The organism is Streptomyces sp. NRRL F-6676 (assembly GCF_000725625.1).
GTDB lineage: Bacteria > Actinomycetota > Actinomycetes > Streptomycetales > Streptomycetaceae > Streptomyces.
On record NZ_JOHS01000029.1, the window covers coordinates 35,029 to 57,477 of the forward strand.

General features: G+C 73.9%; 16 protein-coding genes. All 16 read left to right on the forward strand.

Annotated features, from left to right (window positions below; all coding sequences use genetic code 11):
- Positions 1-106: 106 nt before the first annotated feature.
- Genes IO29_RS18910 through IO29_RS18985 form a run of 16 tightly spaced genes read left to right on the forward strand, consistent with a single transcriptional unit; the run spans position 107 to position 22,441 of the window.
- A complete protein-coding gene (locus IO29_RS18910) occupies positions 107-1,423 on the forward strand; it encodes a nucleotide sugar dehydrogenase (protein ID WP_030381108.1) in 1,317 nt (438 codons plus the stop codon).
- Positions 1,413-2,714 (forward strand): glycosyltransferase family 4 protein, encoded by a 1,302-nt coding sequence (locus tag IO29_RS18915; protein ID WP_420705371.1) that lies wholly within the window; start codon positions 1,413-1,415, stop codon positions 2,712-2,714. Before IO29_RS18910 ends, IO29_RS18915 begins: the two co-directional genes overlap by 11 nt.
- Complete coding sequence (locus tag IO29_RS18920) at positions 2,711-4,120, forward strand: Wzz/FepE/Etk N-terminal domain-containing protein (protein ID WP_030381110.1); 1,410 nt, start codon at positions 2,711-2,713, stop codon at positions 4,118-4,120. Before IO29_RS18915 ends, IO29_RS18920 begins: the two co-directional genes overlap by 4 nt.
- Positions 4,117-5,847: a Wzz/FepE/Etk N-terminal domain-containing protein gene (locus IO29_RS18925; RefSeq protein ID WP_078618382.1), complete on the forward strand. Its 1,731-nt coding sequence runs from the start codon at positions 4,117-4,119 to the stop codon at positions 5,845-5,847. The genes IO29_RS18920 and IO29_RS18925 overlap by 4 nt, the downstream gene beginning before the upstream one ends.
- Positions 5,848-5,850: 3 nt before the next feature.
- The gene (gene asnB, locus IO29_RS18930) at positions 5,851-7,779 is read left to right on the forward strand and encodes an asparagine synthase (glutamine-hydrolyzing) (RefSeq protein WP_030381112.1); all 1,929 of its coding nucleotides are present in this window, start codon (positions 5,851-5,853) and stop codon (positions 7,777-7,779) included.
- A 27-nt stretch (positions 7,780-7,806) separates the two neighbouring features.
- A complete protein-coding gene (locus tag IO29_RS18935) occupies positions 7,807-9,999 on the forward strand; it encodes a bi-domain-containing oxidoreductase (RefSeq protein WP_030381113.1) in 2,193 nt (730 codons plus the stop codon).
- Positions 9,996-11,927 (forward strand): alginate lyase family protein, encoded by a 1,932-nt coding sequence (locus IO29_RS18940; protein ID WP_030381114.1) that lies wholly within the window; start codon positions 9,996-9,998, stop codon positions 11,925-11,927. The genes IO29_RS18935 and IO29_RS18940 overlap by 4 nt, the downstream gene beginning before the upstream one ends.
- Before the next feature lie 4 nt (positions 11,928-11,931).
- A complete protein-coding gene (locus IO29_RS18945) occupies positions 11,932-13,494 on the forward strand; it encodes a right-handed parallel beta-helix repeat-containing protein (RefSeq protein ID WP_106969810.1) in 1,563 nt (520 codons plus the stop codon).
- 1 nt (position 13,495) lies between these two features.
- Positions 13,496-14,803: a membrane protein gene (locus IO29_RS18950; protein WP_030381116.1), complete on the forward strand. Its 1,308-nt coding sequence runs from the start codon at positions 13,496-13,498 to the stop codon at positions 14,801-14,803.
- 2 nt (positions 14,804-14,805) lie between these two features.
- Positions 14,806-16,086, forward strand: a complete 1,281-nt coding sequence (locus IO29_RS18955) for a glycosyltransferase (protein WP_033225582.1) — start codon at positions 14,806-14,808, stop codon at positions 16,084-16,086.
- On the forward strand, positions 16,083-17,318 hold the full coding sequence (locus IO29_RS18960) for a class I SAM-dependent methyltransferase (protein WP_030381118.1): 1,236 nt from the start codon (positions 16,083-16,085) through the stop codon (positions 17,316-17,318). The genes IO29_RS18955 and IO29_RS18960 overlap by 4 nt, the downstream gene beginning before the upstream one ends.
- Positions 17,315-18,109, forward strand: a complete 795-nt coding sequence (locus IO29_RS18965) for a glycosyltransferase family protein (RefSeq protein ID WP_030381119.1) — start codon at positions 17,315-17,317, stop codon at positions 18,107-18,109. The genes IO29_RS18960 and IO29_RS18965 overlap by 4 nt, the downstream gene beginning before the upstream one ends.
- Complete coding sequence (locus tag IO29_RS18970) at positions 18,106-18,753, forward strand: PIG-L deacetylase family protein (protein WP_030381120.1); 648 nt, start codon at positions 18,106-18,108, stop codon at positions 18,751-18,753. Before IO29_RS18965 ends, IO29_RS18970 begins: the two co-directional genes overlap by 4 nt.
- Positions 18,754-18,756: 3 nt before the next feature.
- A complete protein-coding gene (locus tag IO29_RS18975; RefSeq protein WP_030381121.1) occupies positions 18,757-19,782 on the forward strand; it encodes an NAD-dependent epimerase/dehydratase family protein in 1,026 nt (341 codons plus the stop codon).
- Positions 19,770-21,053, forward strand: a complete 1,284-nt coding sequence (locus tag IO29_RS18980) for a DUF4910 domain-containing protein (protein WP_030381122.1) — start codon at positions 19,770-19,772, stop codon at positions 21,051-21,053. Before IO29_RS18975 ends, IO29_RS18980 begins: the two co-directional genes overlap by 13 nt.
- On the forward strand, positions 21,050-22,441 hold the full coding sequence (locus tag IO29_RS18985; protein ID WP_051707622.1) for an MATE family efflux transporter: 1,392 nt from the start codon (positions 21,050-21,052) through the stop codon (positions 22,439-22,441). The genes IO29_RS18980 and IO29_RS18985 overlap by 4 nt, the downstream gene beginning before the upstream one ends.
- The last annotated feature ends 8 nt before the right edge of the window (positions 22,442-22,449 follow it).

The window sequence follows — 22,449 nt, forward strand, 5'->3', positions numbered from 1 at the left end:
CCGGCGCGCGGAGCGCGGGCCGGTACGGCGGACAGGGGGACGAGAGCGGGCCGGTACGGCGGCCGGGGGGAGAACGGGTCATGGGAGCTGGGGGGAGGAACGGGTCATGAGAGTCAGCGTGTTCGGGCTCGGTTACGTGGGCTGTGTGTCGGCCGCGTGCCTGGCCGGGATGGGGCACGAGGTCATCGGGGTGGACGTCAACCAGGTCAAGGTCGACCTGGTCAACGGGGGCCGGGCGCCGGTGGTCGAGGAGCGGATCGGCGAGCTGATCGCCGAGGTGGTGGGCTCCGGGGCCCTGCGCGCCACCGGGGACGTCCGTGAGGCGATCGCGGGCAGCGAGGTGTCGCTGGTCTGCGTGGGCACGCCCTCCGAGCCCAACGGCAGCCTGTGCACCACGTACTTGGAGCGGGTCACCGACGAGATCGGTGCCGCGCTGGCCGAGCGGGGCGGCCGGCACACCGTCGTCTTCCGCTCCACCATGCTCCCGGGCACCTGCCTGAACCTGCTGGTGCCGCTCCTGGAGAAGCACGTCGGCGGGCTCGCCGGGGTGGACATCGGGGTCGCGGTCAACCCGGAGTTCCTGCGCGAGGGCACGAGCGTGCGGGACTTCTTCGACCCGCCCAAGACCGTCGTCGGCGAACTCGACCCGGCCAGCGGCGACACCGTGCTGAAGCTGTACGAGGGGCTGCCCGGCGAGGTCTTCCGGGTGCCGGTGCCGACGGCCGAGGCGATCAAGTACGCGGACAACGCCTTCCACGGCCTCAAGATCGGCTTCGCCAACGAGCTGGGCGCGGTGTGCCGGGCCCTCGGCGTCGACTCCCACCAGGTGATGGACGTCTTCCTGGCCGACCGCAAGCTCAACATCAGCCCCGCCTATCTGCGGCCCGGCTTCGCCTTCGGCGGCTCCTGCCTGCCCAAGGACCTGCGCAGCCTGGTGTACGCCGCGCAGCGGGCCGATGTGTCGGTGCCGATCCTCTCCCATGTGCTGCCGTCCAACTCCGCGCATCTGGAGCGCGCGGTGGAGCTGGTGGAGCGCACGGGCAAGCGCCGGGTGGGCCTGTTCGGGCTGTCGTTCAAGCCCGGCACCGACGACCTGCGCGAGAGCCCGCTCGTCGAGCTGGCGGAACGGCTCTTCGGCAAGGGGTACGACCTGCGCATCCACGACGCCAACGTGAGCCTGTCGCGGCTGCTGGGCGCCAACCGCGAGTACGTCGAGACCCGGCTGCCGCATCTCGCGCAGCTGCTCGCGGACTCCGTGGAGGAGGTGCTGGACCACGCCGAGGTGTGCCTCGTGGGGACGAGGGACCCGGCCGTGCTGACGGCGCTGCCCCATGGTGACGGCCGCGTGCTCGTCGATCTCGTCCGCCTTCCCGACGCCGACGCGCGCCGGGCCGAACCGGGGTACGTGGGCCTTGCCTGGTGACAGAACGTTGAAAGACAGCTCGTCGCAAGACCCGGCCGGGTCCGGCGCGTCGAAAGGTCCCGCCGGGTCCGGGCGGCCGGGCCGGCGTGCGCTGATCCTGGTGGAGAACCTCTCCGTGCCGTTCGACCGGCGCGTGTGGCAGGAGTGCACGACCCTGCGCGACGCCGGCTGGGAGGTGCACGTCATCTGCCCCCGGGGCACCAAGCGGGACACGGAGGCGGAGGCCGAGATCGACGGGGTGCGGATCCACCGCTACCCGCTGCGCGCGGCCACCGGCGGGCCCGCCGGGTATCTGCGGGAGTACGGCGCGGCGCTGTGGCACACCGCCCGGCTGGCCCGCGCGGTCGGCCCCGTCCACGTCGTGCACGCCTGCAACCCGCCCGACCTGCTGTTCCTGCCCGCGCTGCGGCTCAAGCGGCGCGGCGCGCGGTTCGTCTTCGACCAGCACGACCTGGTGCCCGAGCTGTACCTGTCCCGGTTCGGCCGCGGCGAGGACCTGCTGTACCGCGCGGTGTGCGCGCTGGAGCGGATGACGTACCGGGCCGCGGACGTCGTCCTCGCCACCAACGAGAGCTACAAGGAGGTCGCGGTCGGCCGCGGCGGGCGGCGGCCCGAGGACGTGTTCGTGGTGCGCAGCGCGCCCCGGACCGACCGGTTCCGGCCGGTGCCTCCCGAGCCGGAGCTCAAGCACGGCAAGCCCCATCTGCTGTGCTATCTCGGCGTGATGGGCCCGCAGGACGGCGTCGACTACGCCCTGCGGGCGCTCGCGAAGCTCCGCGACGAGCTGGGCCGGACCGACTGGCACGCGGTGTTCGTCGGCTCCGGCGACGCCTTCGACGCGATGGTGGAGCTGTCCCGCGGCCTCGGTCTGGAGGAGCGGGTGACGTTCACCGGGCGCATCCCGGACGCCGACCTGCTGCGCCATCTGTCCACCGCCGACGTGTGCCTCTCCCCCGACCCGCGCAATCCGCTCAACGACGTGTCGACGATGAACAAGGTCCTGGAGTACATGGCGATGGGCCGGCCGATCGTCTCCTTCGACCTCAAGGAGGCGCGGGTCTCCGCCGGGGACGCCGCCGTCTACGCGCCCGCCGACGACGAGTCCGCGTTCGCCAAGCTGATCGCGATGCTCCTCGACGACCCGGAGAAACGGGCCCGGATGGGCGGGATCGGCCGGGAGCGGATCGAGGGGCGGCTCTCCTGGCGCCACTCCCAGGCGTCGCTGCTCGCCGCCTACGCCGCCGCGTGCGAGAGCCGCGCCCCGCGCAGGGGACAAAGGCGGCGGCGATGAGCGAGGACACGATCCGGCTGGTCACCCTCGGGCGGATACTGCGCCGGCGCCGGCGGCTGCTCGCCGTCCTCGTCGTGGTGGGCGCGCTCGTCGGCTACGGCACCTCGCTGCTGTTCCCGCCGCGCTACACCGCGTCGGCCTCGGTGCTGCTGCCGGGGCAGTGGGAGGAGCGCGAGCTGCTCACCCAGGCGGAGATCGCGACCAGTTCGACGGTGGTCGACCGCGCGGCGGCCGCGCTGCGCCGGCCCGACGTCAGCCGCACCGAGCTGCGGGACGACGTGAGCGCGAAGGCCACCGACGGCAACATCATCAAGATCTCCGGCACCGCCGACACCCCGGCGCGCGCCCAGCGCCTCACCGACCAGGTCGCGCGGCAGTTCGTCGCGTTCGCCGGGCGGATCGCGGGCGATACCGGGGACACCGGTGCCACCAGTGACACGGACGGGGCGGCGGGGCCCGAGGCGCTGCGGCAGCAGGTGACGAAGACCAACCGGCGCATCACCGACCTGGCCGACGCCGCCGATCCCGGGCAGACCGTGGAGAGCGTGCAGGCCCGCACCGAGCTGGAGCAGTTGCGGACGGCGCTCCAGGAGGCCATGAAGAAGCTGGACGAAGCCGACCCGGCGACCAGCAAGGCGGGCATGGTCGTCATGGGCCCGGCGCCCAGACCCACCGGTGAGGCGCCGCCGACACGGCTCCAACTCATTGTCGGCGGCGCGGTGTTGTTCCTGCTGCTCGCGGTCGTCGGCCATCTCGTGGCCGCGCGGGCCAACCGCCGGCCGCACGGCGAGGCGGAGATCGCCGCGGCGCTGGGCGCGACGCCGCTGGGCACGGTCGACGTGCCCGCCGGGCGGCACGGCCCGAAGCGCCGTGGCGTACGGGCCCGGCTGCGCCGGCTGCTGGGCACCGACACCCGCTGGGACGTGCCGGTGCCGCGCGCGTCGGGCGACGAGGCCGGGCGGCGGCTGCGCCACCGGCGGGTGTGCGCGCGGCTGCGGGAGCGGCTCCCGGCGCCGCGCCGGCTGCTGGTCGTCGTACCGGAAGGCGACGAGACCGCCCGGCGTGCGGCCGGGGAACTCGTCGCCGAGGCCGGGGGCGATCCCCTGCTGCGAGTGGTGGAGGTGCCGGTGTCCCGGCCGATGGTGCCGGACCGCGACACCGAGTCCGGTGCGCTGGTCGTGACCGGCGCGGGCACCTGGACGGCGGAGGAGCTGGCCGGGCTCGCGGAGGCGTGCGCGGACGGCGGGCACGAGGTCGTCGGCGTCGTCGTCGCCGGTCCCGTCCGCGTCCGTACGACGCGGTCCGCCGGCCGGCGGCAGCGGGCCGCCGCGGACGGCGCCGTCCCGGACGACACCGCCGCGCCGGCGCTCGCGGCGCGCGGCCGTACGACGGGGGGTGCCGTATGACGGCGGACCGAGCCGCGGAGCCGTCGGGCACCGCCCCGCTCCTGGATCTGCACTCGCTGGTGGCCGCGGTGCGCCGACGGCGCCGTCTGTGGGGCTCGCTGGCGCTGCTGGGGCTGCTGCTCGGGGCGGCGGTGGCGGTCCTGCTGCCGCCGGCGCCGGCCGCGGTGACGACGGTGCTGGTCGCGCACGCGGAGGACCAGCCCAACGACACGGGCACGCTGATCCGCACCGACGTCGAACTCCTCGGCACCACACGCATCGCCGGCGCGGCCCTGCGCGCGCTCGACTCCCCGGAGAAGCCGGAGGACTTCCTCCGGGACTACCGGGGCACCGGCCTCACCAACAACCTCCTGCGCATCGACGTGACCGGCGACAGCGACGCGCAGGCGGTGGCCCGCGCCAAGGCCCTGGCCGACGCGTTCGTCGCCGACCATGTGCGACGGATGCGGCAGGCCGCCGACGCCGAGGCGCAGGCCCTGCTCGACCAGCGCGACCGGATGCGGGGCGAACTCGCCCAGGTCAACAAGTCGATCGGCGACCAGTCGGAGAACGACCCCAAGGCGTCGGCGAGCGTGGAGTCGCTGTTCGCCCGGCGGGCCGAACTCAACTCGCGCATCGCCGACTTCGACGAGCGCGCGGCGGAGGCGCGGACCGGCACGCCCAAGGTCGTGGCCGGCACGCAGATCGTGGACGACGCGCGGGCGGTGCCGCACTCCGTGCCGAGGGCCGTCGTCACCGACGCCGCGATCGGCCTCGTCCTCGGCCTCGTCCTGGGGCTCGCGGTGGCGGCGGTCGGCGCGGTGGTGGCGGACCGGCCGGTACTGCGCCGCGAGATCGCCGCGCACCTGGGCGCCTCGGTCCTCGCGGAGCTGCGCCACGCCCCCCGCCGCCCGGGCGGCCGATGGCAGCGCCGCCGCACCCGCGCGGCCCGCACCCGCCTCACCACGACCCTCACCCGCACGGTACGGGGCACGCGGGCCCCCGTCTCCCTCCTGGAACTGGGCTGCGCCCGCACCACGAGCGCCCTGGCGCTGGACCTCGCGGCGGCGCTGGAGGCGGAGGGTCAGGTGGTCGTCGTGGACGGCCTGCCGGGCCAGGACCTGACCAGGCTCGGCCGGAAGCGGGGCGGCCCGGCGGTGGTCACCGCCGACGACCCCACGGTCACCGTGGACGACGCCGGTCGTACCCCGGCAGCACGCGGGGGCGACCGCGCCACGCCCGTGGCCGGCGCCCCCTGGCCGACGGCCACCGTCAACGGCGCTCACACGGTGACCCCGCGCACCACGCCCACGGGCGGCGGCGAGCGGACGACGGCCCCGCGCGGGAACACGGCAGCGGCGCGCCGGATCGGGGTCGGGTCCGTTCGGCCCGGGGCCGCGTGGGGTGATCTGCCGTTTCTCGGGGAGCGGGCCGTGCTCGTGGTGCGCGTCGGGTACGGGAGTACCGCCTGGCTGCACACCGTGGCGCGGCAGCTCGCGGAGCGGGGGGTCGGGGTGCTCGGGGTCGTGCTGGTCGACGCCGACCCCCGGGACCGTACCGACGGCACGTTGTGGACGGGGCGGCCGGACGGGGTCGCGGCGGGCCGGGCCCGCGCGGAGCGGCCGTCGATGCCGGTGCCGCGGGTGCCGGACGGCGAGCGGACGGACAGCGAACGGTCGGACAGCGGCCGAGCGGACAGCGAACGGTCGGGCAGCGGCCGGGCGGGCAGCGAACGGGAGGTGCGCTAGCGCATGTGTGGCATCGCGGGTACCTATCGCTGGCCGGACGGCAAGGCCGTGACCGACCGGCTCACCGACGTCCTCGCCCACCGCGGCCCGGACGCGGCGGGCCGCTACAGCCACCCCGCCGGTGACGGCGAGGTGCAGCTCGGGCACCGCAGGCTGTCCATCATCGACCTGTCCGGAACCGGCGCCCAGCCGATGGTCTCCGGCGGCCTCGCCCTCACCTACAACGGCGAGCTGTACAACGCGCCGGAGCTGCGCGCCGAACTGGAGTCCGCCGGGGCGCGTTTCCGCGGCACCTCCGACACCGAGGTGCTCCTGGAGGCCTGGCGGCGCTGGGGCACGGAGTGCCTGCCCCGGCTGCGCGGCATGTTCGCGTTCGCCGTCTTCGACGAACGCACCGGCGAACTGACGCTCGCCCGCGACCAGTTGGGCATCAAACCGCTGTTCCTGCTCCGGCGCGGCGACGGCCTGGTGTTCGCCTCCGAACTCAAGGCGCTCGCCACCGTCACCGGCGGCAGGCTGGAGGTCGACCACGGGGCGCTGGTCGCCTCGCTGCTCTACTACTGGGTGCCGGACTCGCGCTGCGCGTTCCGCGAGGCGGAGAAGCTGCCGCCGGGAAGCTGGCTGCGCTGCCGGCCCGACGGGCGGGTGGAGCGCGGCCGGTACTGGACTCTGAAGGACGTCGCCGCGGAGGGGCGGGAGCGGGCGCGCGCCGGGGAGTCGCCGGACCTCGCCGCCGTCGTCGAGGAGTCGACCCGGCGTCATCTCCTCTCCGACGTGCCCGTGGCGACCTTCCTCTCCGGCGGGCTCGACTCCAGCTATCTCACCGCGCTGGCCGCCCGCGACCGGCCCGGGATCTCCGCCTACACGATCGGGTTCCGCGCCGAGGACGCCCGCTTCGAGGCGATGCCGGACGATCTGCGGTACGCCCGCGAGGTCGCCGCACGGTTCGGCGTCGACCTGCACGAGATCGAGATCGCGCCGGACGTGCTCGACCTGCTGCCCCGGATGACGTACCACCTGGACGAGCCGATCGGCGACCCCGCCGCGATCAACACGTATCTGATCTGCTCGGCCGCCCGGGAGGCCGGGGTCAAGGTGATGCTGTCGGGGATGGGCGCCGACGAGCTGTTCGCCGGGTACCGCAAGCACCTGGCCAACGTGCTCGCGCTGCGCTACCAGCGCGTCCCGCGCCCCCTGCGGCGCGGGCTGTCCGCCGCCGTGGACCGGCTGCCGGTCGCGTCGGCCCGCCGGGGCTACCGGTCGGTGCGGTTCGCGAAGCGGTTCCTGTCCTTCGCCGAGCTGCCGGAGGAGACCGCGTTCCGCCGCAGCTACACGATGTACGACCGCGAGGAGCTGCTCGCCCTGGTCCACCCGGATCTGGCGGGCACCGTCGAGGACGTACTGACCGAGCACGCGGACGTCTACGCGGACAACGACCTCGACGACTTCGTCAACCGTATGTGCCTGGGCGACGCCCGCATGTTCCTGCCGGGCCTCAACCTCGCCTACACGGACCGCTCCAGCATGGCCGCGTCGACCGAGGTCCGGGTGCCGTACGTGGACGTCGAGGTGGTGAGGGCGGCGTTCGCCTTCCCCGGCGACCGCAAGATCGTCGGCCGGCAGGGCAAGGCCGTCCTGAAGGAGGCGGCCGCCTCCGTGCTCCCCCGGGAGATCGTGTACCGGCCCAAGGGCCTGTTCAGCGCCCCGCTGCGGGCCTGGATGAGCCGGGATCTGGCGCCGCTGGTGCGCGAGGTGGTGCACGACGGCGAACTCGTCCGCTCCGGGCTGCTGCGCCGCGAGGCGCTGCAACGGCTCGTCGCCGAGGACGCCGCCGGGCAGCGGGACTTCTCCAAACATCTGTGGCACGTACTGACCCTCGAGTACTGGTATCGCGACGCGATCTCCGACCCGGGTCACGACAAGGCGGCTTGACGGCGTGGGAATCCAAGAGGAGCTCGGGTGAAACAGGTCGTACAGAACTACAAGAGCGGCGAGCTGGCGCTCCTCGACGTGCCGGTGCCGGGGTGCAAGCCGGGCGGTGTGCTGGTGCGCAGCGCCTACTCGCTGATCTCCACCGGGACCGAGCTGATGAAGGTGTCCGAGGCCGGCATGTCGATGCTCGGCAAGGCCCGCTCCCGCCCGGACCAGGTCGCCAAGGTCATGCAGAGCGTGGCCACCAACGGCGTGCCCGCCACCTACCGCAAGGTGATGGGCAAGCTGGACTCGTACACGCCGCTGGGCTACTCGCTGTGCGGGGTCGTCGAGGAGGTCGGCGCCGGGATCGACGACGTGAAGGTCGGCGATCTGGTGGCCTGCGCCGGCAACGAGCACGCGCTGCACGCCGAGCTGAACTGGGTGCCGAAGAACCTCTACGCGCCCGTGCCGGACGGCCTCGCCCCCCGGCACGCGGCCTTCGGCACCGTCGGCTCGATCGCGCTCCAGGGCGTCCGCCAGGGCGAGTCGCGGCTCGGCGAGGTGGCGCTGGTCATCGGGCTCGGGCTGATCGGGCAGCTGGTGGTGCAGTTGCTCACCGCCTCCGGGGTCCGGGTCGTCGGCGCCGACCCCGACCCGGAGCGCTGCGCGCTCGCCGAGCGTCTGGGTGCCGTCTCCTGCGGCGATCCCGGGGCGGCGGCCGTGGAGGCCGCCGTCGCCGAGCTCACCGACGGGTACGGCGTGGACCAGGTGTATCTGGCGGCCGGCGGCGGCAGCAACCAGCCCGTGGAGCTGGCCGCCCGGCTGAGCCGGGACCGGGGCCGGGTCGTCGACATCGGCAAGTGCCGCCTCGACCTGCCGTGGAACGCGTACTACGAGAAGGAGCTCGACGTCCGCTTCTCCCGCTCCTACGGGCCCGGGCGCTACGACCCGGAGTACGAGCTCCAGGGCCGGGACTACCCGATCGGCCATGTCCGCTGGACCGAGCGCCGCAACCTGGCCTGCTTCCTGGACCTCGTGGCCCGGGGCCGCGTCGACGTGGAGCCGCTGGTCTCGCACATCGCCGACTTCGACGACGCCGTCGAGGCGTACCGGCGTCTGAAGGACGGCGAACTCAAGGCGGTGGCGGTGCTGTTCCGCTACCCCGGCCGGACGGCGAAGGCGGCGCCCCCGGAGCCGGCGGAGGTGACCGTGCCCGCCGTGCGGCGCGGCACCGCCACGGCACCCGCACCGGCCCGCGCCGCCGGAACTCCCGTACGCCTGGCCTTCGTCGGCGCCGGGAACTACGCCACGTCGATGCTGCTGCCGCAGCTGGCGGGGCGTGACGGCGTCGAGCTGTCCACGGTGGTCACCACGACGGCGCTGTCCGCCGCCAACGCCCAGCGGAAGTTCGGCTTCGCGGAGGCGACCACCGACCTCGACGCCGTACTCGGGGACAGTGCCGTCGACGCGGTGTTCGTCGTCACCCGGCACAGCTCGCACGCCGAGCTGACCCGCAAGGCGCTGCTGGCCGGCAAGGCGGTCTTCGTCGAGAAGCCGCTGGCGCTCACCGAGGAGGAACTGGCCGGTGTGGTCGCGGCGGTGGAGGAGTCCGGCAACGACCGCCTCCAGGTCGGCTTCAACCGCCGCTTCGCCCCGCTGCTGCACGAGGCCGGGAAGCGCTTCGGCCCCCGCACCGGCCCGGCGAGCCTGCGCTATCTGATCAACGCGGGCCGTCTGGACCACGGGAGCTGGTACCTCCGGCAGGACAGCGAGGGCTCGCGGTTCACCGGCGAGGGCGGGCACTTCATCGACACCGCGAGCCGGCTGATCGGCGCCGACCCGGTCTCGGTGTACGCGACGGCCACCCCCGGCAACGAGGACCTCCAGATCGTCCTCGGCTACCCGGACGGCTCCATCGCCACCCTCAGCTATGTCACCAGCGGGCCGGGAAGCTTCCCCAAGGAGACGCTGGACCTCGTCGCGGACGGCAGGGCGCTGCGGCTCGACGACTTCGTCCGGGCCTCGGTGTACGGCGGGAAGCGGTGGGTCAGTTCGCGGCTGCCGAAGGCCCGGGACAAGGGCCAGGAGGCCGAACTGGCCGCGTTCGTGCGGGCGGTGCGGACCGGCGGCCCGATGCCGGTGCCGCTGGAGTCGCTGGTCGCCACCACGGCGGCCACCCTCGCCGTGCGCGCGAGCCTGGCGGGCGGCGCCCCGGTGACGCTGGCGGGGGCGCGATGAGCATGGGTCCGGGCTGGTACCTCCGGCGGCTGTCCCGGATGGGGCCGCGGGAGGTCGGCGGCCGGGCGTCCGACGCGGTGCGCCGACGGCGGTGGCGGTCGGCGCCCCCGCCGGACGGCCCGCGCGTGACCGGCGCCCGGTTCACCGCCGTCCTGCCCGCCGGGACGCTCGCCGCGGTGCCGCCGGACGCCGCGAAGCGCCTGGTCGGCGAGGCGGACCGGCTGCTGGAGGGGCACGCCGAGTTCTTCGGCGTGCGCCGCGCGGACATGGCCGACCCGGACTGGTCGTACGACCCCAGGACCGGGCGCCGGGCCCCGTCGGGCTACGCCTTCGACGTGCCGTACCGGGACGAGGAGACGGTCGGCGACATCAAGCAGATCTGGGAGCCGTCCCGGCACCAGTACCTCACTCGGCTCGCCGCCGCCTACGCGCTCACCGGCGACGCACGGTACGCCGAGCGGGTCGCCGGGCAGCTGCGGTCGTGGTGGGCGGCCAATCCGCCGCTGCGCGGGGTGCACTGGGTCAGCGGCATCGAGCTGGGCATCCGGCTCGTCTCGTGGGTGTGGATCCGCCGGCTGCTCGACGGCTGGCCGGGCGCCGCCGGGCTGTTCGAGGAGAACCCGGAGGCGGTGCGGCAGGTGTGGCACCACCAGCGCTGGCTGGCCGCCTTCCCCAGCCGGGGTTCCTCGGCGAACAACCATGTGATCGCGGAGGCCGCCGGGCAGTTCGCCGCGGCCTGCGCCTTCGACTGGTTCCCCGACTCGGCGCGGTGGCGGGCCGAGGCGCTGCGCTCCCTCGACCGGCAGTTGCGCGCCAACACCTTCCCCTCCGGTCTCAACCGCGAGCTGGCCACCGAGTACCACGGCCTCGTCCTGGAACTCGGCCTGGCCGCGCTGGCGGAGGCGGACGCCGCCCGGGTTCCGGTCCCGGCGTCGGTACGGCTGGTGCTGCTGCGGATGACCGACGCGCTCGCCGCCGTCGTGGACGGCCGGCTGCGCCCGCCCCGCCAGGGCGACGCGGACGACGGGCACGGTCTGGTCGTGGACGGCGCGGGCACCGACCGCTGGGGCTCGCTGCTGGCCACCGGGGACGCGGTGTTCGGCGCCCTGCCCTGGTGGCCGGCGGTGACCGGCACGGATGTGCGTACGACGCTGCTGGCGGCGCTCGTCCGGCCGACGGAGCCGTCCGTGCGCCGCCCGGCGGAGCGGCCGGCCCACTTCGCGGACGCGGGGCTGACCGTGCTGCGCGGCCCGGCGGGCATCTGGTGCCGCTGCGACGGCGGTCCGCACGGCTTCCTGTCCATCGCCGCGCACGCCCACGCGGACGCGCTCTCGCTGGAGGTGCGGCACGACGGGGTCGACGTGCTCGCCGACCCGGGGACGTACTGCTACCACGGGCAGCCCGAGTGGCGGCGCTACTTCCGCTCGACGCTCGGGCACAACACCCTGGAGCTGGACGGCGAGGACCAGTCCGGCTCCGGCGGCCCGTTCCTGTGGGTCCGGCACGCCCGCAGCCGTGTCCTGGAGGCGGGGCCGTCGCGCTGGTGCGCCGAGCACGACGGCTACCGGGGCTCGGTCCATCGCCGCCGGGTCGAACTCGTCCCGGACGGCAGGCGGTTGCGGGTGGTCGACGAGGTGCGCGGTCCACGCCGGGCCGTACGTCTGGCGTTCCACCTCGGACCGGCCGTCGCCGCCGAACTGGCGGACCACCGGGCCGAGTTGGCGTGGGCCCGGGACGGCGAGCAGCGCTCCGCCGTGCTCGATCTGCCCGACGGGCTGTCCTGGCGGGCGCACCGCGGCGAGAGCGATCCGCCGCTCGGCTGGTACTCCCCCGGCTTCGGCCGCAAGGAGCCCGCCACGACGCTGATCGGCACCGGGTTCACCGACGGCACGCGCGGGTTCACCACCGTGCTCACGTTCCACGACTGACCGCATGGAGAGGGAAGGGGGAGGAGGACGCGTGGGGATCAACTGGCGGCGCTGGGCGCTGACGGCCGCACCGCTGGCGCCGGTTCTGCTGGTGTCCGGCTGTGTCACCGCCTCGCCGGACGCCCCGAGGGCGGAGCCGACCGCCGCACCCTCCGCGTCCGTGACCCGGCATGTGGCCCGGGTGTGCGAGGAGCCCGCGGCGGGATGGGCGAAGGCGCCGAAGGGCGCGGTGACGGTCGACCCCTCGGTCGTCGGCGACCTCTCCGCCAAGACGAAGAGCAGCCCGCCGCACACCACGTTCTGGCTGCGGCCGGGCAAGCACCGCCTGGACCACGACCGCTTCTCCCAGGTCGTGCCCAAGAAGGGCGACCGCTACCTCGGCGCCCCGGGCGCGGTGCTCGACGGGCGGAAGACCAACCAGTACGCGTTCGGCGGCTCCGCCCCCGACGTCACCATTCGCCATCTGACCGTGCAGGGGTTCGTCGCCCCGCCGGACGAGGGCGTGGTCAACCACGACTCGGCCGACGGCTGGGTGATCGAGCACGCGACGATCCAGCGCAACTCCGGTGCCGGGCTGATGGCCGGGTCCCGCCAGGAGGTACGGGACAGCTGTCTGCGCGACAACGGGCAGTACGGCATGAACGCGTACAAGGGCAACGGCCCGCTCCGTGACCTGGTGGTCGAGGGCAACGAGATCACGGGCAACAACACCGGCGACTGGGAGAAGCGGAAGCCGGGCTGCGGCTGCACCGGGGGCGTCAAGTTCTGGGCCGTCGACGGCGCCGACATCAGCGGCAACTGGGTGCACGACAACCGCGGTGCCGGGCTGTGGGCGGACACCAACAACAACGACTTCCGCATCGAGGACAACGTCCTGGAGGCCAACGACGGTGCCGCGCTGATCTACGAGACCAGCTACAACGCGGTTGTGCGGAACAACACCATCCGGCGCAACAACTGGGTGGAGGGCCGCACGTACGCCGACCGCGGCGACAACTTCCCCTTCGCGACCGTGTACATCTCCGAGTCCGGCGGCGAGCCGCGTGTCCCCGCCCGTACGGACAGGATCGAGATCTACCGGAACGTACTGGAGAACAACTGGTCCGGGATCACCCTGTGGGAGAACGCCGACCGGTTCTGCAACAGCCCGGCCAACACCTCCTCCGGCGACTGCACGCTGCTGGTGAAGGACACGAAGCGCTGCGCGCGGCCGGCCATCGCCGACGCGCCGCTCTACGCGGACTGCCGCTGGAAGACCCAGCGGGTGGACATCCACGCCAACCGGTTCGTGCTGGACAAGTCCGTCGTCGACTGCACGGTGAAGTGCGACCGGATGGCGGTGCTGGCCAACTACGGCACGTATCCGGACTGGTCGCCGTACAAGGGCGAGCGGGTGGCCGAGGCGATCACCGGCAAGCAGCGCAACCGGTGGCACGACAACGTCTACGTCGGGCCGTGGAAGTTCGTCGCCCACGATCCGAGCCGGGTGCTCGACTTCGAGGAGTGGCGGGCCACGCCCTACCGGCAGGACACAGGCAGCACCCTCGACACACGGGCGGGGGGCTGAGATGAGTACGGATCTGCGGGGCGAGGGGCTGCCGGGTTCGGTCCGGCCTCCGGCCGGCGCCGCGTCCCGTCCCGGCCGCACGCCCCGGACCGTCGCCGTCGTCTGGGGGCTGCTCGTCCTCAACACCCTCGGTTCCGCCGGGGCGAAGACCATCGTGCCGCTGCCCCGTTCGCTCATCCAGATGGTCACGATGGGCGCGCTGGTCGCCGCGTTCGCGCTGGCGCTCGCGGTCAATCCCCGGCTGCGCGTCCGGGGCGGCGCGTTCCTGCTTCTGCTCACCCTGCTGCTGGTGCCGAGCGTGATCTCCAGCGCCGATCTGGGGTCCGGGTTCGGCGCGCTGTTCCGCTGCGCCCGGCTCGCGCTGTTCCTCGGCACGCTGTGGCTGCTCAGCCGCTGGTGGGACGGCGGCCACACCTTCGTTCGGCACCACATCCGGATGTACTTCGCGGTGCTCGGGTCGGTCGCCGCCGGTGCCGTCATCTCCCCGGGCGCGGCGCTGCCCGATCTGTACGGCGGACGGCTGGTCGGCGCGCTGTGGCCGCTCACCCCGCCGCAGATCGGCCAGTACGCGGCGGTGATCATCGGGCTGACGGTGCTGCTCCTGCTGGGCCGGCGGACGGACCGGGCGAGCGCGGCGGTGATCATCGTGCCGTCGCTGGTGCTGCTCGCGCTGACCCACACCCGCACGGCCACCCTCGGCCTGCTCGTCGGGCTCCTTGTGGCGATCGGCTCGCTGTTCCTGACCAGCGCCGCCGCCCGCCGGTTCTTCACCTGGGCGGTGGTGTGCGCGGCCGTGGCGGCGGTGGGGTTCGGCTCGGCCTTGCAGGCGTGGTTCCTGCGCGGGCAGAGCGAGGAGAACTTCTCCAGCCTCACCGGCCGGGCCAAGGTGTGGCACGCGCTGCTGGCGGCGCCCCGGACCGTCACCGAGCAGGTGTTCGGGGTGGGGCTGGGCGACAAGTCCTTCGACGGGCTGCCGATCGACAACAGCTGGCTGGCCGTCTACCACGAACAGGGCCTGCTGGGCGTCTCATTGGTGGCGGCAGCCCTCGTCGTGCTGGGCGGGGTCGCGCTGCTGCGGCCGCCGTCGCTGTCGCGGGCCTGCGCGCTCTTCCTGATCAGCTACTGCGCGCTCGCGTCGTACACGGAGGCGGGGCTCGGCGACGCCTCGCCGTATCTGCTGCATCTGACGGTGGCCGCCTCGCTGCTGGCGGCGCCGGCCCCGGACCCGTCGCCGCTCGCGCTCCCCGCGCCGCCCGAACCCCCGCGCCGACGTGTCCCGCGCTGGGCCCGGAAACCGGAGGCTCCCTGACCATGCGTGTCCTCGTGGTGCACAACCGCTACCGCTCGGCGCAGCCCAGCGGGGAGAACAAGGCCGTCGACCAGGAGGTGGAGCTGCTGCGCGCGGGCGGCCACCAGGTCGAGCTGTTCGAGCGGCGCAGCGACGACATCGCCGCCCGCTCCCCGCTCGGCAAGGCCGCCGTGCCGCTGCTCGTGCCGTGGAACCCGGCGGTGCGCAGGGAGCTGGCCGCGCGGCTGCGGGCCGAGCGGCCCGACGTGGTGCACGTGCACAACGTCTTCCCGCTGCTGTCCCCCGCCGTACTGGCCGCGTGCGCCGACGCCGGGGTGCCGGCCGTCGCCACGCTGCACAACTACACGCAGGTCTGCCCGCCGGGCACCTTGCAGCGGGACGGCCGGCCGTGCACGGAGTGCGTCGGCTCCTCGCCGCTGCCCGCCGTCAAGCACGGCTGCTACCGCGACTCGCGGGCGGCGACGGTGCCGCTCGCGGTGAGCCTCGCGGTCAACCGGCGGCGCTGGTGGACCGGCGTGGAGCGGTTCTTCTGCATCTCGGCGGCCCAGCGCGAGGTGCTGGTGAAGGCCGGGATGCCGGCCGCACGGCTCGCGGTGAAGCACAACTTCGTCCCGGACCCGGGCCCGGACGCCCGCCGCACGGGCCCCGGCGAGCATCTGCTCTACCTGGGCCGGCTCGCGGAGCCCAAGGGCGTACGGCTACTCATGGCCGCGTGGGACGAGCTGGCCGCGTCCGGCGGCGCGGGCGTACCGCTGGTGATCGCCGGGGCGGGGCCGCTGGAGCGCGAGGTGGCCGCGTGGGCGGCGGGCCGGGACGACGTGCGGTACGCCGGGCTGTACGGCCCGGACGAGTGCCGGGAGGCGCTCGCGCGGGCGGTGGCCGTGGTGGCGCCCTCGACCTGGCTGGAGGCGTTCGGCCTGGTGGCCGTGGAGGCGATGGCGGCCGGGGTCCCGGCCGTCGCCGCGGGGCACGGCGCCTTCACCGAGCTGGTCGAGGACGGGGTGAGCGGGCTGCTGCACCGGCCGGGCGACGCCGCCTCGCTGGCGGAGTGCCTGCGCCGGATCGCGGGCGACGGTGACCGCAACCGGGAGATGGGCCGGGCGGCCCGGGACCGTTACGAGCGGGACTTCAGTCCGGCCGTCGGCCTGGAACGCCTGGTGGAGGGGTACCGCGCCGCACTCGCGGTCCGGTCCGGCGGCGGGGAGAGCCCGCCGCCCGAGGGGAACGCAATGACCGGCTCGCGGCGGGGGCGCCCGCGTGAGCGAAATGGGGGCAGTAGATGACACGATGCCGACTCTGCGGCTCGGCGGCGCTTTCGAGCGTCGTCGACCTGGGCGCGACCCCGCCGTGCGAGAGCTTCCTCGCCGCGGACCAACTCGACCTGCCGGAACCGGCGTTCCCGCTGCATCTGCGGGTGTGCACCGACTGCTGGCTGGCGCAGATCCCGCCGCTGATCACCCCGGAGGAGACGTTCACGCAGTACGCGTACTTCTCCTCGTACTCGACCTCCTGGGTGGAGCACGCGCGCGCCTTCGTCACCGGTGCCGTCGAACGGCTGGGGCTCGGCACGGACGCGTTCGTCGTCGAGGTCGCGAGCAACGACGGATATCTCCTCAAGCACATGGTGGACCGCGGGATCCGCTGCCTCGGCATCGAGCCCTCGGTGAACGTCGGCGCGGCGGCCCGGGACGCGGGGGTGCCCACGCTCACCGCGTTCCTGAGCCCGGACACCGGCGCGGGTGTCCGCGCCGAACACGGACCGGCCGACCTGGTCGTGGCCAACAACGTGTACGCGCACATCCCCGACGTGGTCGGCTTCACCCAGGGGCTGCGCGCGCTGGTCGCGGACGACGGCTGGGTCTCCATCGAGGTGCAGCACCTGCTGACCCTGATCGAGGAGAACCAGTACGACACGATCTACCACGAGCACTTCCAGTACTACACGGTGGCGTCTGCGGCCCGGGCCCTTGCGAGCGGCGGACTCACCCTGGTGGACGTCGAGCTGCTGCCCACGCACGGCGGCTCGATCCGGCTGTGGGCCCGCCCCGACGGGGTGGCGGGCGAGCCCACGCGACGGGTGACCGACGTCCTGGACCGGGAGAAGGCCGCCGGGCTCCAGGAGCTGTCCGGCTACACCGAGTTCTCCGCCCGCGTGGCCAAGGTGCGCCGGGACCTGCTGCGGTTCCTCATCGACGCGGCCGAGCGCGGCGAGACGGTCGTCGGCTACGGCGCCCCGGGCAAGGGCAACACCCTGCTCAACCACTGCGGCGTCCGGCCCGACCTGCTGCCGTACACCGTGGACCGCAACCCCTACAAGCACGGCAGGTTCACCCCCGGCGCGCGCATCCCCATTCTCGAGCCCGAGCGGATCGCCGCCGACAAGCCGGACTACGTCCTCGTCCTGCCGTGGAACCTGCGCGCCGAACTGACCGAGCAGCTGTCCTTCGTGGGCGAGTGGGGCGGCCGGCTGGTCTTTCCCATACCGGAACTGAGCATTGTCGAGGTGGCACCGTGAAGGTCGTCCTGTTCTGCGGCGGTTACGGGATGCGGATGCGCAGCGGCGCCGCGGACGACGTGCCCAAGCCGATGGCGATGGTCGGCCCGCGCCCGCTGCTCTGGCACGTGATGCGCTACTACGCGCACTACGGGCACACCGAGTTCATCCTGTGCCTGGGTTACGGGGCCGACCACATCAAGGACTTCTTCCTCAACTACGAGGAGACGACGTCCAACGACTTCGTGCTGCGCGGCGGGCGGACCGAGCTGCTGTCCACCGACATCTCCGACTGGACGATCACGTTCGCGGGCACCGGCATCGAGTCCCCGATCGGGGAGCGGCTGCGCCGGGTGCGGCACCATCTGGACGGCGACGAGATGTTCCTCGCCAACTACGCCGATGTGCTCACCGACGCCCCGCTGCCCGAGATGATCGACCGGTTCGCGCGGCGCGACGCCGGGGCCTCGATGATGGTGGTGCCGCCGCAGTCCTCGTTCCACTGCGTGGAGCTGGGCGAGGACAGTCTGGTGGGGGGCATCACCCCGGTGAGCGAGCTGCCGTTGTGGGAGAACGGCGGCTATTTCGTGCTCCGTCAGGAGATCTTCGACCACATCCCGGAGAACGGTGACCTCGTCGCCGACGGATGTGCCCGACTGGCCAAGCAGGGGCGGCTGGTGGCGCACCAGCACCGGGGCTTCTGGCGGCCGACCGACACCGTCAAGGAGCGGGCCGCGCTCGACGCCGCCTACGCGCGCGGCGACCGCCCGTGGGCCGTCTGGGAGCGGGACGGCGCGGAGGTGCGCGCGTGATCCGGCTCGGCGCCGGGCCCCTGGAGCGGATCGTCGCGGTGGGCGCGCACTGCGACGACCTCGCCATCGGCGCCGGCGGCACCCTGCTGACGCTGTGCCGCGCCCGGCCCGGGCTGCGGGTCGACGCGCTGGTGCTCTCCGGGGGCGGCGGTGAGCGGGAGCGGGAGGAGCGGGCCGCGCTCGCCGCCTTCTGCCCGGACGCCGAGCTGCGGCTGACCGTGCTCAAGCTGCCCGACGGGCGGATGCCCGCGTACTGGGAGGAGGCCAAGACGGCCGTCGAGGAACTGCGCGGCCGGACCGAGCCCGACCTCGTGCTCGCCCCGCGCACCGAGGACGCCCACCAGGACCACCGCTGCCTCGCCAAGCTGATGCCGAGCGCGTTCCGCGACCACCTCGTGCTCGGCTACGAGATCGTCAAGTGGGACGGCGACCTCGGCCGCCCGACGGCCTACCAGCCGCTGTCGCCGGACATCGCCGAGGAGAAGGCGCGGCTGCTCCAGGAGCACTACCCCTCGCAGCGCCACCGCCCCTGGTACGACCGCGAGGCCTTCCTCGGCCTCGCCCGGATCCGCGGCATCGAATGCCACGCCCGCTACGCCGAGGCGTTCCACGTCACCAAACTCACTCTGAACCTGGGGGATTGAACCTTGCGCGTACTGCTGACCGGACACCAGGGCTACCTGGGCACCGTGATGGCCCCGGTGCTGACCGCCGCCGGACACGAGGTCGTCGGCCTGGACTCCGGCCTGTTCGCCGACTGCGTGCTGGGCCCGGTGCCCGCCGACCCGCCGGGCACCCAGGTCGACCTGCGGGACCTGACGGCCGAGCACGTGGCCGGGGTGGACGCCGTGATCCACCTCGCCGCGCTCTCCAACGACCCGCTGGGCTCGCTGGCGCCCGAACTCACCTACGACATCAACCACCACGCCTCCGTCCGCCTCGCCCGGCTGGCCCGCGAGGCGGGGGTGCGGCGCTTCCTGTACGCGTCGACGTGCTCGGTCTACGGCGCCGCGGGCGGCGGCGAACTGGTGGGCGAGGACGCCCCGTTGCGTCCGGTGACGCCGTACGCGGAGTCCAAGGTGCGGGTGGAGGACGATCTGCACGCGCTCGCCGACGACGACTTCACCCCGGTGTACATGCGCAACGCCACCGCCTTCGGCTTCTCGCCCCGGCTGCGCGCCGACATCGTGCTGAACAACCTGGTGGGCCACGCGCTGCTGTCCGGGAAGGTGCTGGTCATGTCCGACGGCACGCCCTGGCGTCCGCTGGTGCACGCCGCCGACATCGCACGGGCCTTCACGGCCGCGCTGACCGCGCCGCGCGAGGCGGTGCACGACCGGGCGTTCAACATCGGCAGCGAGGCCAACAACGTCACGGTCGCCGAGATCGCCGACCAGGTCGCCGCGGCGGTGCCCGGCTCCAAGGTGGTCATCACCGGCGAGACCGGCGCCGATCCGCGCTCGTACCGGGTGGACTTCTCCCGGTTCCGGGCCGCGGTCCCGGGCTTCGACTGCGAGTGGACGGTGAAGCGGGGCGCCCTCGAACTCGCCGACGCCTACCGCGAGTTCGGGCTGACCCGGGAGGACTTCGAGCGCCGCTACACACGCCTCGCGGTGCTGCGCGGGGCGGCCGAGGCGGGCACGGTGGACGACACCCTGCGGTGGCGCCGATGACCCGGGTGGGGGAAGAGATGCACGCCCTGGTGGAGCGGCTGTACCCGCTCTGCCGCAGCATCACGGGCGACGGGGTGCGCGAGACCCTGCGCATCGTCGACGAGTACGTCCCGCTCCAGGTGCACGAGGTGCCGACCGGTACGCAGGTGCTGGACTGGACGGTCCCGCGGGAGTGGAACATCCGGGACGCCTACATCGCCGACGCCGACGGCCGGCGGGTCGTCGACTTCCGGGAGTCCAGTCTGCATGTGCTCGGCTACAGCGTGCCGGTGGCGGCGCGGATGCCGCTCTCGGAGCTGCGCGACCGTCTGCACACCCTGCCGGACCACCCCTCCTGGGTGCCGTACCGCACGAGCTACTACACGCCCACGTGGGGTTTCTGCCTGGCCCAGGACACCCTGGACGCGCTGCCGGAGGGCGAGTACGAGGTACGCGTCGACTCCACCCTCGCCGACGGCCACCTCACCTACGCCGAGCACGTCGTGCCCGGGCAGGTGCCCGACGAGGTGATCGTCTCCTGCCACGTCTGCCACCCGTCGCTGGCCAACGACAACCTGGCCGGCATCGCCGTGGCGACCTACCTGGCACGGGAGTTGGCGGAACGGAAGCCCTACTACACCTACCGGTTCATCTTCGCGCCCGGCACCATCGGGGCGATCACCTGGCTGGCCCGCAACCGGGAGCGGGTCGACCGCGTGAAACACGGGCTGGTGCTCGCCTGCGCGGGCGACCCGGGGCAGCTCACGTACAAGCGGAGCAGGCGGGGTGACGCGGAGATCGACCGGGTGCTGCGGCACGTTCTGACGGCGTCCGAACGCCCGCACCGCGTCACGGAGTTCACCCCGTACGGCTACGACGAGCGGCAGTACTGCTCCCCCGGCTTCGACCTCGGCGTGGGCTCGCTCACCCGGACCCCGTACGCCGGGTACCCCGAATATCACACCTCGGCGGACGACCTGGACTTCGTCTCCCCGGCGGCGATGGCGGACACCCTCGCCGTGTGCCGCGAGGCGTTCGGCGTCCTGGACCGCAACCGGCGCTACGTCAACCTCAGTCCGTACGGCGAACCACAGCTCGGGCGGCGGGGGCTGTACGGCTCGCTGGGCGGGCGGAGCGATGCCGAGCAGGCGCAGCTGGCGATGCTCTGGGTGCTCAGCCTCTCCGACGGGGCGCACAGTGTGCTCGACGTCGCCGAGCGGGCCGGGCTGCCGTTCGACACCGTCGCCGACGCGGCCGATGCCCTGCACGGCGCCGGACTGCTCAAGGCGTGACGCCGATGACCACGGAGGGGGAGCGCACGACGACACCGGCCGCACCGGTGGCGGGGCGGGCCGGGCCCGAGGGGGCGCCCGCTCCCCCGTCCGCCCGGCCGTCCACCCGGCCGTCCACCCGGCCGTCCACCGGCCGGGCCGTCCTCGGCCGGCTCTCCTGGGGCCTGGCCGACCAGGCCGCCTCCAGCCTGAGCAACTTCGCGGTGGGCGTCTATGTGGCCCGCTCGCTGGGGCCGACGGCGTTCGGCGTGTTCAGCCTGGCCTGGGTGACGTACGGCGTGGTGCTCAGCGTCTCCCGCGGGGTGGCCACCGACCCGCTCGTGGTGCGGTTCAGCGGGGTGCCGGAGGAGTCCTGGCGCGGGGCGGCGGCCCGGTCGTCGGGGACCGCGCTCGGCGTCGGCACCGTCATCGGCGTGGCGTGTCTGGCGGCCGGGCTCGCGCTCGGGGGCCGGGTGGGGCCCGCGTTCGCGTGCCTGGGCGTGGTCCTGCCGGGGCTGCTGCTCCAGGACGCCTGGCGGTACGCGTTCTTCGCGGCGGGCACCGGCCGCAAGGCGTTCGTCAACGACGTCGTGTGGGGCGTGGCACTGATCCCGGCCCTGGTGGTGGCGGCGCGGATGGGCAGTGTGGGCGGCTTCGTGCTCGCCTGGGGCGGCTCCGCCGCGGTGGCCGCCGGGTACGGCTGCCTCCAGTCCGGCATCCGGCCCCGGCTCACCGGGATCCGCGCCTGGCTGCGCGCGCACCGGGACCTCGGCTACCGGTACCTGGTCGAGAACGTCGGCGTCAGCGGGGCGAGCCAGCTGCGGGCGTACGGGCTCGGCGTGCTCGTCGGGGTCGGCGCGGTGGGCGTGGTCCGGGGCGCCGAGCTGCTGATGGGCCCGTTCATGGCCATCCTGATGGGGCTCTCGCTGGTCACCGTGGCGGAGGCGGCCCGGGTGCTGCGGCGGGCCCCGCACCGGCTCGGCAGGTTCTGCCTGCTGCTCGGCGGCGGACAGGCCGTCGCCGCGCTGCTGTGGGGCGGGGCGCTGCTGCTGCTGCCGGACCGGGCCGGCGCACTCGTCCTCGGTGACGTCTGGAACTCCGCCTCGGCGCTGATCGTGCCGGTCACGCTGGGCGTCGCCGGCTCCGGTCTCGGCACCGGCGCGGCGGCCGGGCTGCGGGCGCTCGCCGCGGCCCGGCGCAGCCTGCGCTGCCAGCTGTTCGCCTCCGTCTGCTACGTGGGCGGCGGGCTCGGCGGGGCGGCCTGGGGCGGCACGGTCGGTTCCGCGTGGGGCGTCGCCGCCGCGACGCTCCTCGCCTCGGCCGTGTGGTGGCTCCAGCTGCGGTCCGCCCTGCGCGAGCGGCACGACCCGTCCCCTTCCCGAAGTGAGCCAGAAGTGAGCCAGCCGTGAGCCTTGAA

What these genes read in the sequence shown, in the direction of transcription:
- IO29_RS18940 (WP_030381114.1), top strand. Translation starts at nt 9,996, where the DNA reads ATGAGCATGGGTCCGGGCTGGTACCTCCGGCGGCTGTCCCGGATGGGG.
- IO29_RS18955 (WP_033225582.1), top strand. Translation starts at nt 14,806, where the DNA reads ATGCGTGTCCTCGTGGTGCACAACCGCTACCGCTCGGCGCAGCCCAGC.
- IO29_RS18925 (WP_078618382.1), top strand. Translation starts at nt 4,117, where the DNA reads ATGACGGCGGACCGAGCCGCGGAGCCGTCGGGCACCGCCCCGCTCCTG.
- IO29_RS18945 (WP_106969810.1), top strand. Translation starts at nt 11,932, where the DNA reads ATGGAGAGGGAAGGGGGAGGAGGACGCGTGGGGATCAACTGGCGGCGC.
- IO29_RS18910 (WP_030381108.1), top strand. Translation starts at nt 107, where the DNA reads ATGAGAGTCAGCGTGTTCGGGCTCGGTTACGTGGGCTGTGTGTCGGCC.
- IO29_RS18950 (WP_030381116.1), top strand. Translation starts at nt 13,496, where the DNA reads ATGAGTACGGATCTGCGGGGCGAGGGGCTGCCGGGTTCGGTCCGGCCT.
- IO29_RS18960 (WP_030381118.1), top strand. Translation starts at nt 16,083, where the DNA reads ATGACACGATGCCGACTCTGCGGCTCGGCGGCGCTTTCGAGCGTCGTC.
- IO29_RS18920 (WP_030381110.1), top strand. Translation starts at nt 2,711, where the DNA reads ATGAGCGAGGACACGATCCGGCTGGTCACCCTCGGGCGGATACTGCGC.
- asnB (WP_030381112.1), top strand. Translation starts at nt 5,851, where the DNA reads ATGTGTGGCATCGCGGGTACCTATCGCTGGCCGGACGGCAAGGCCGTG.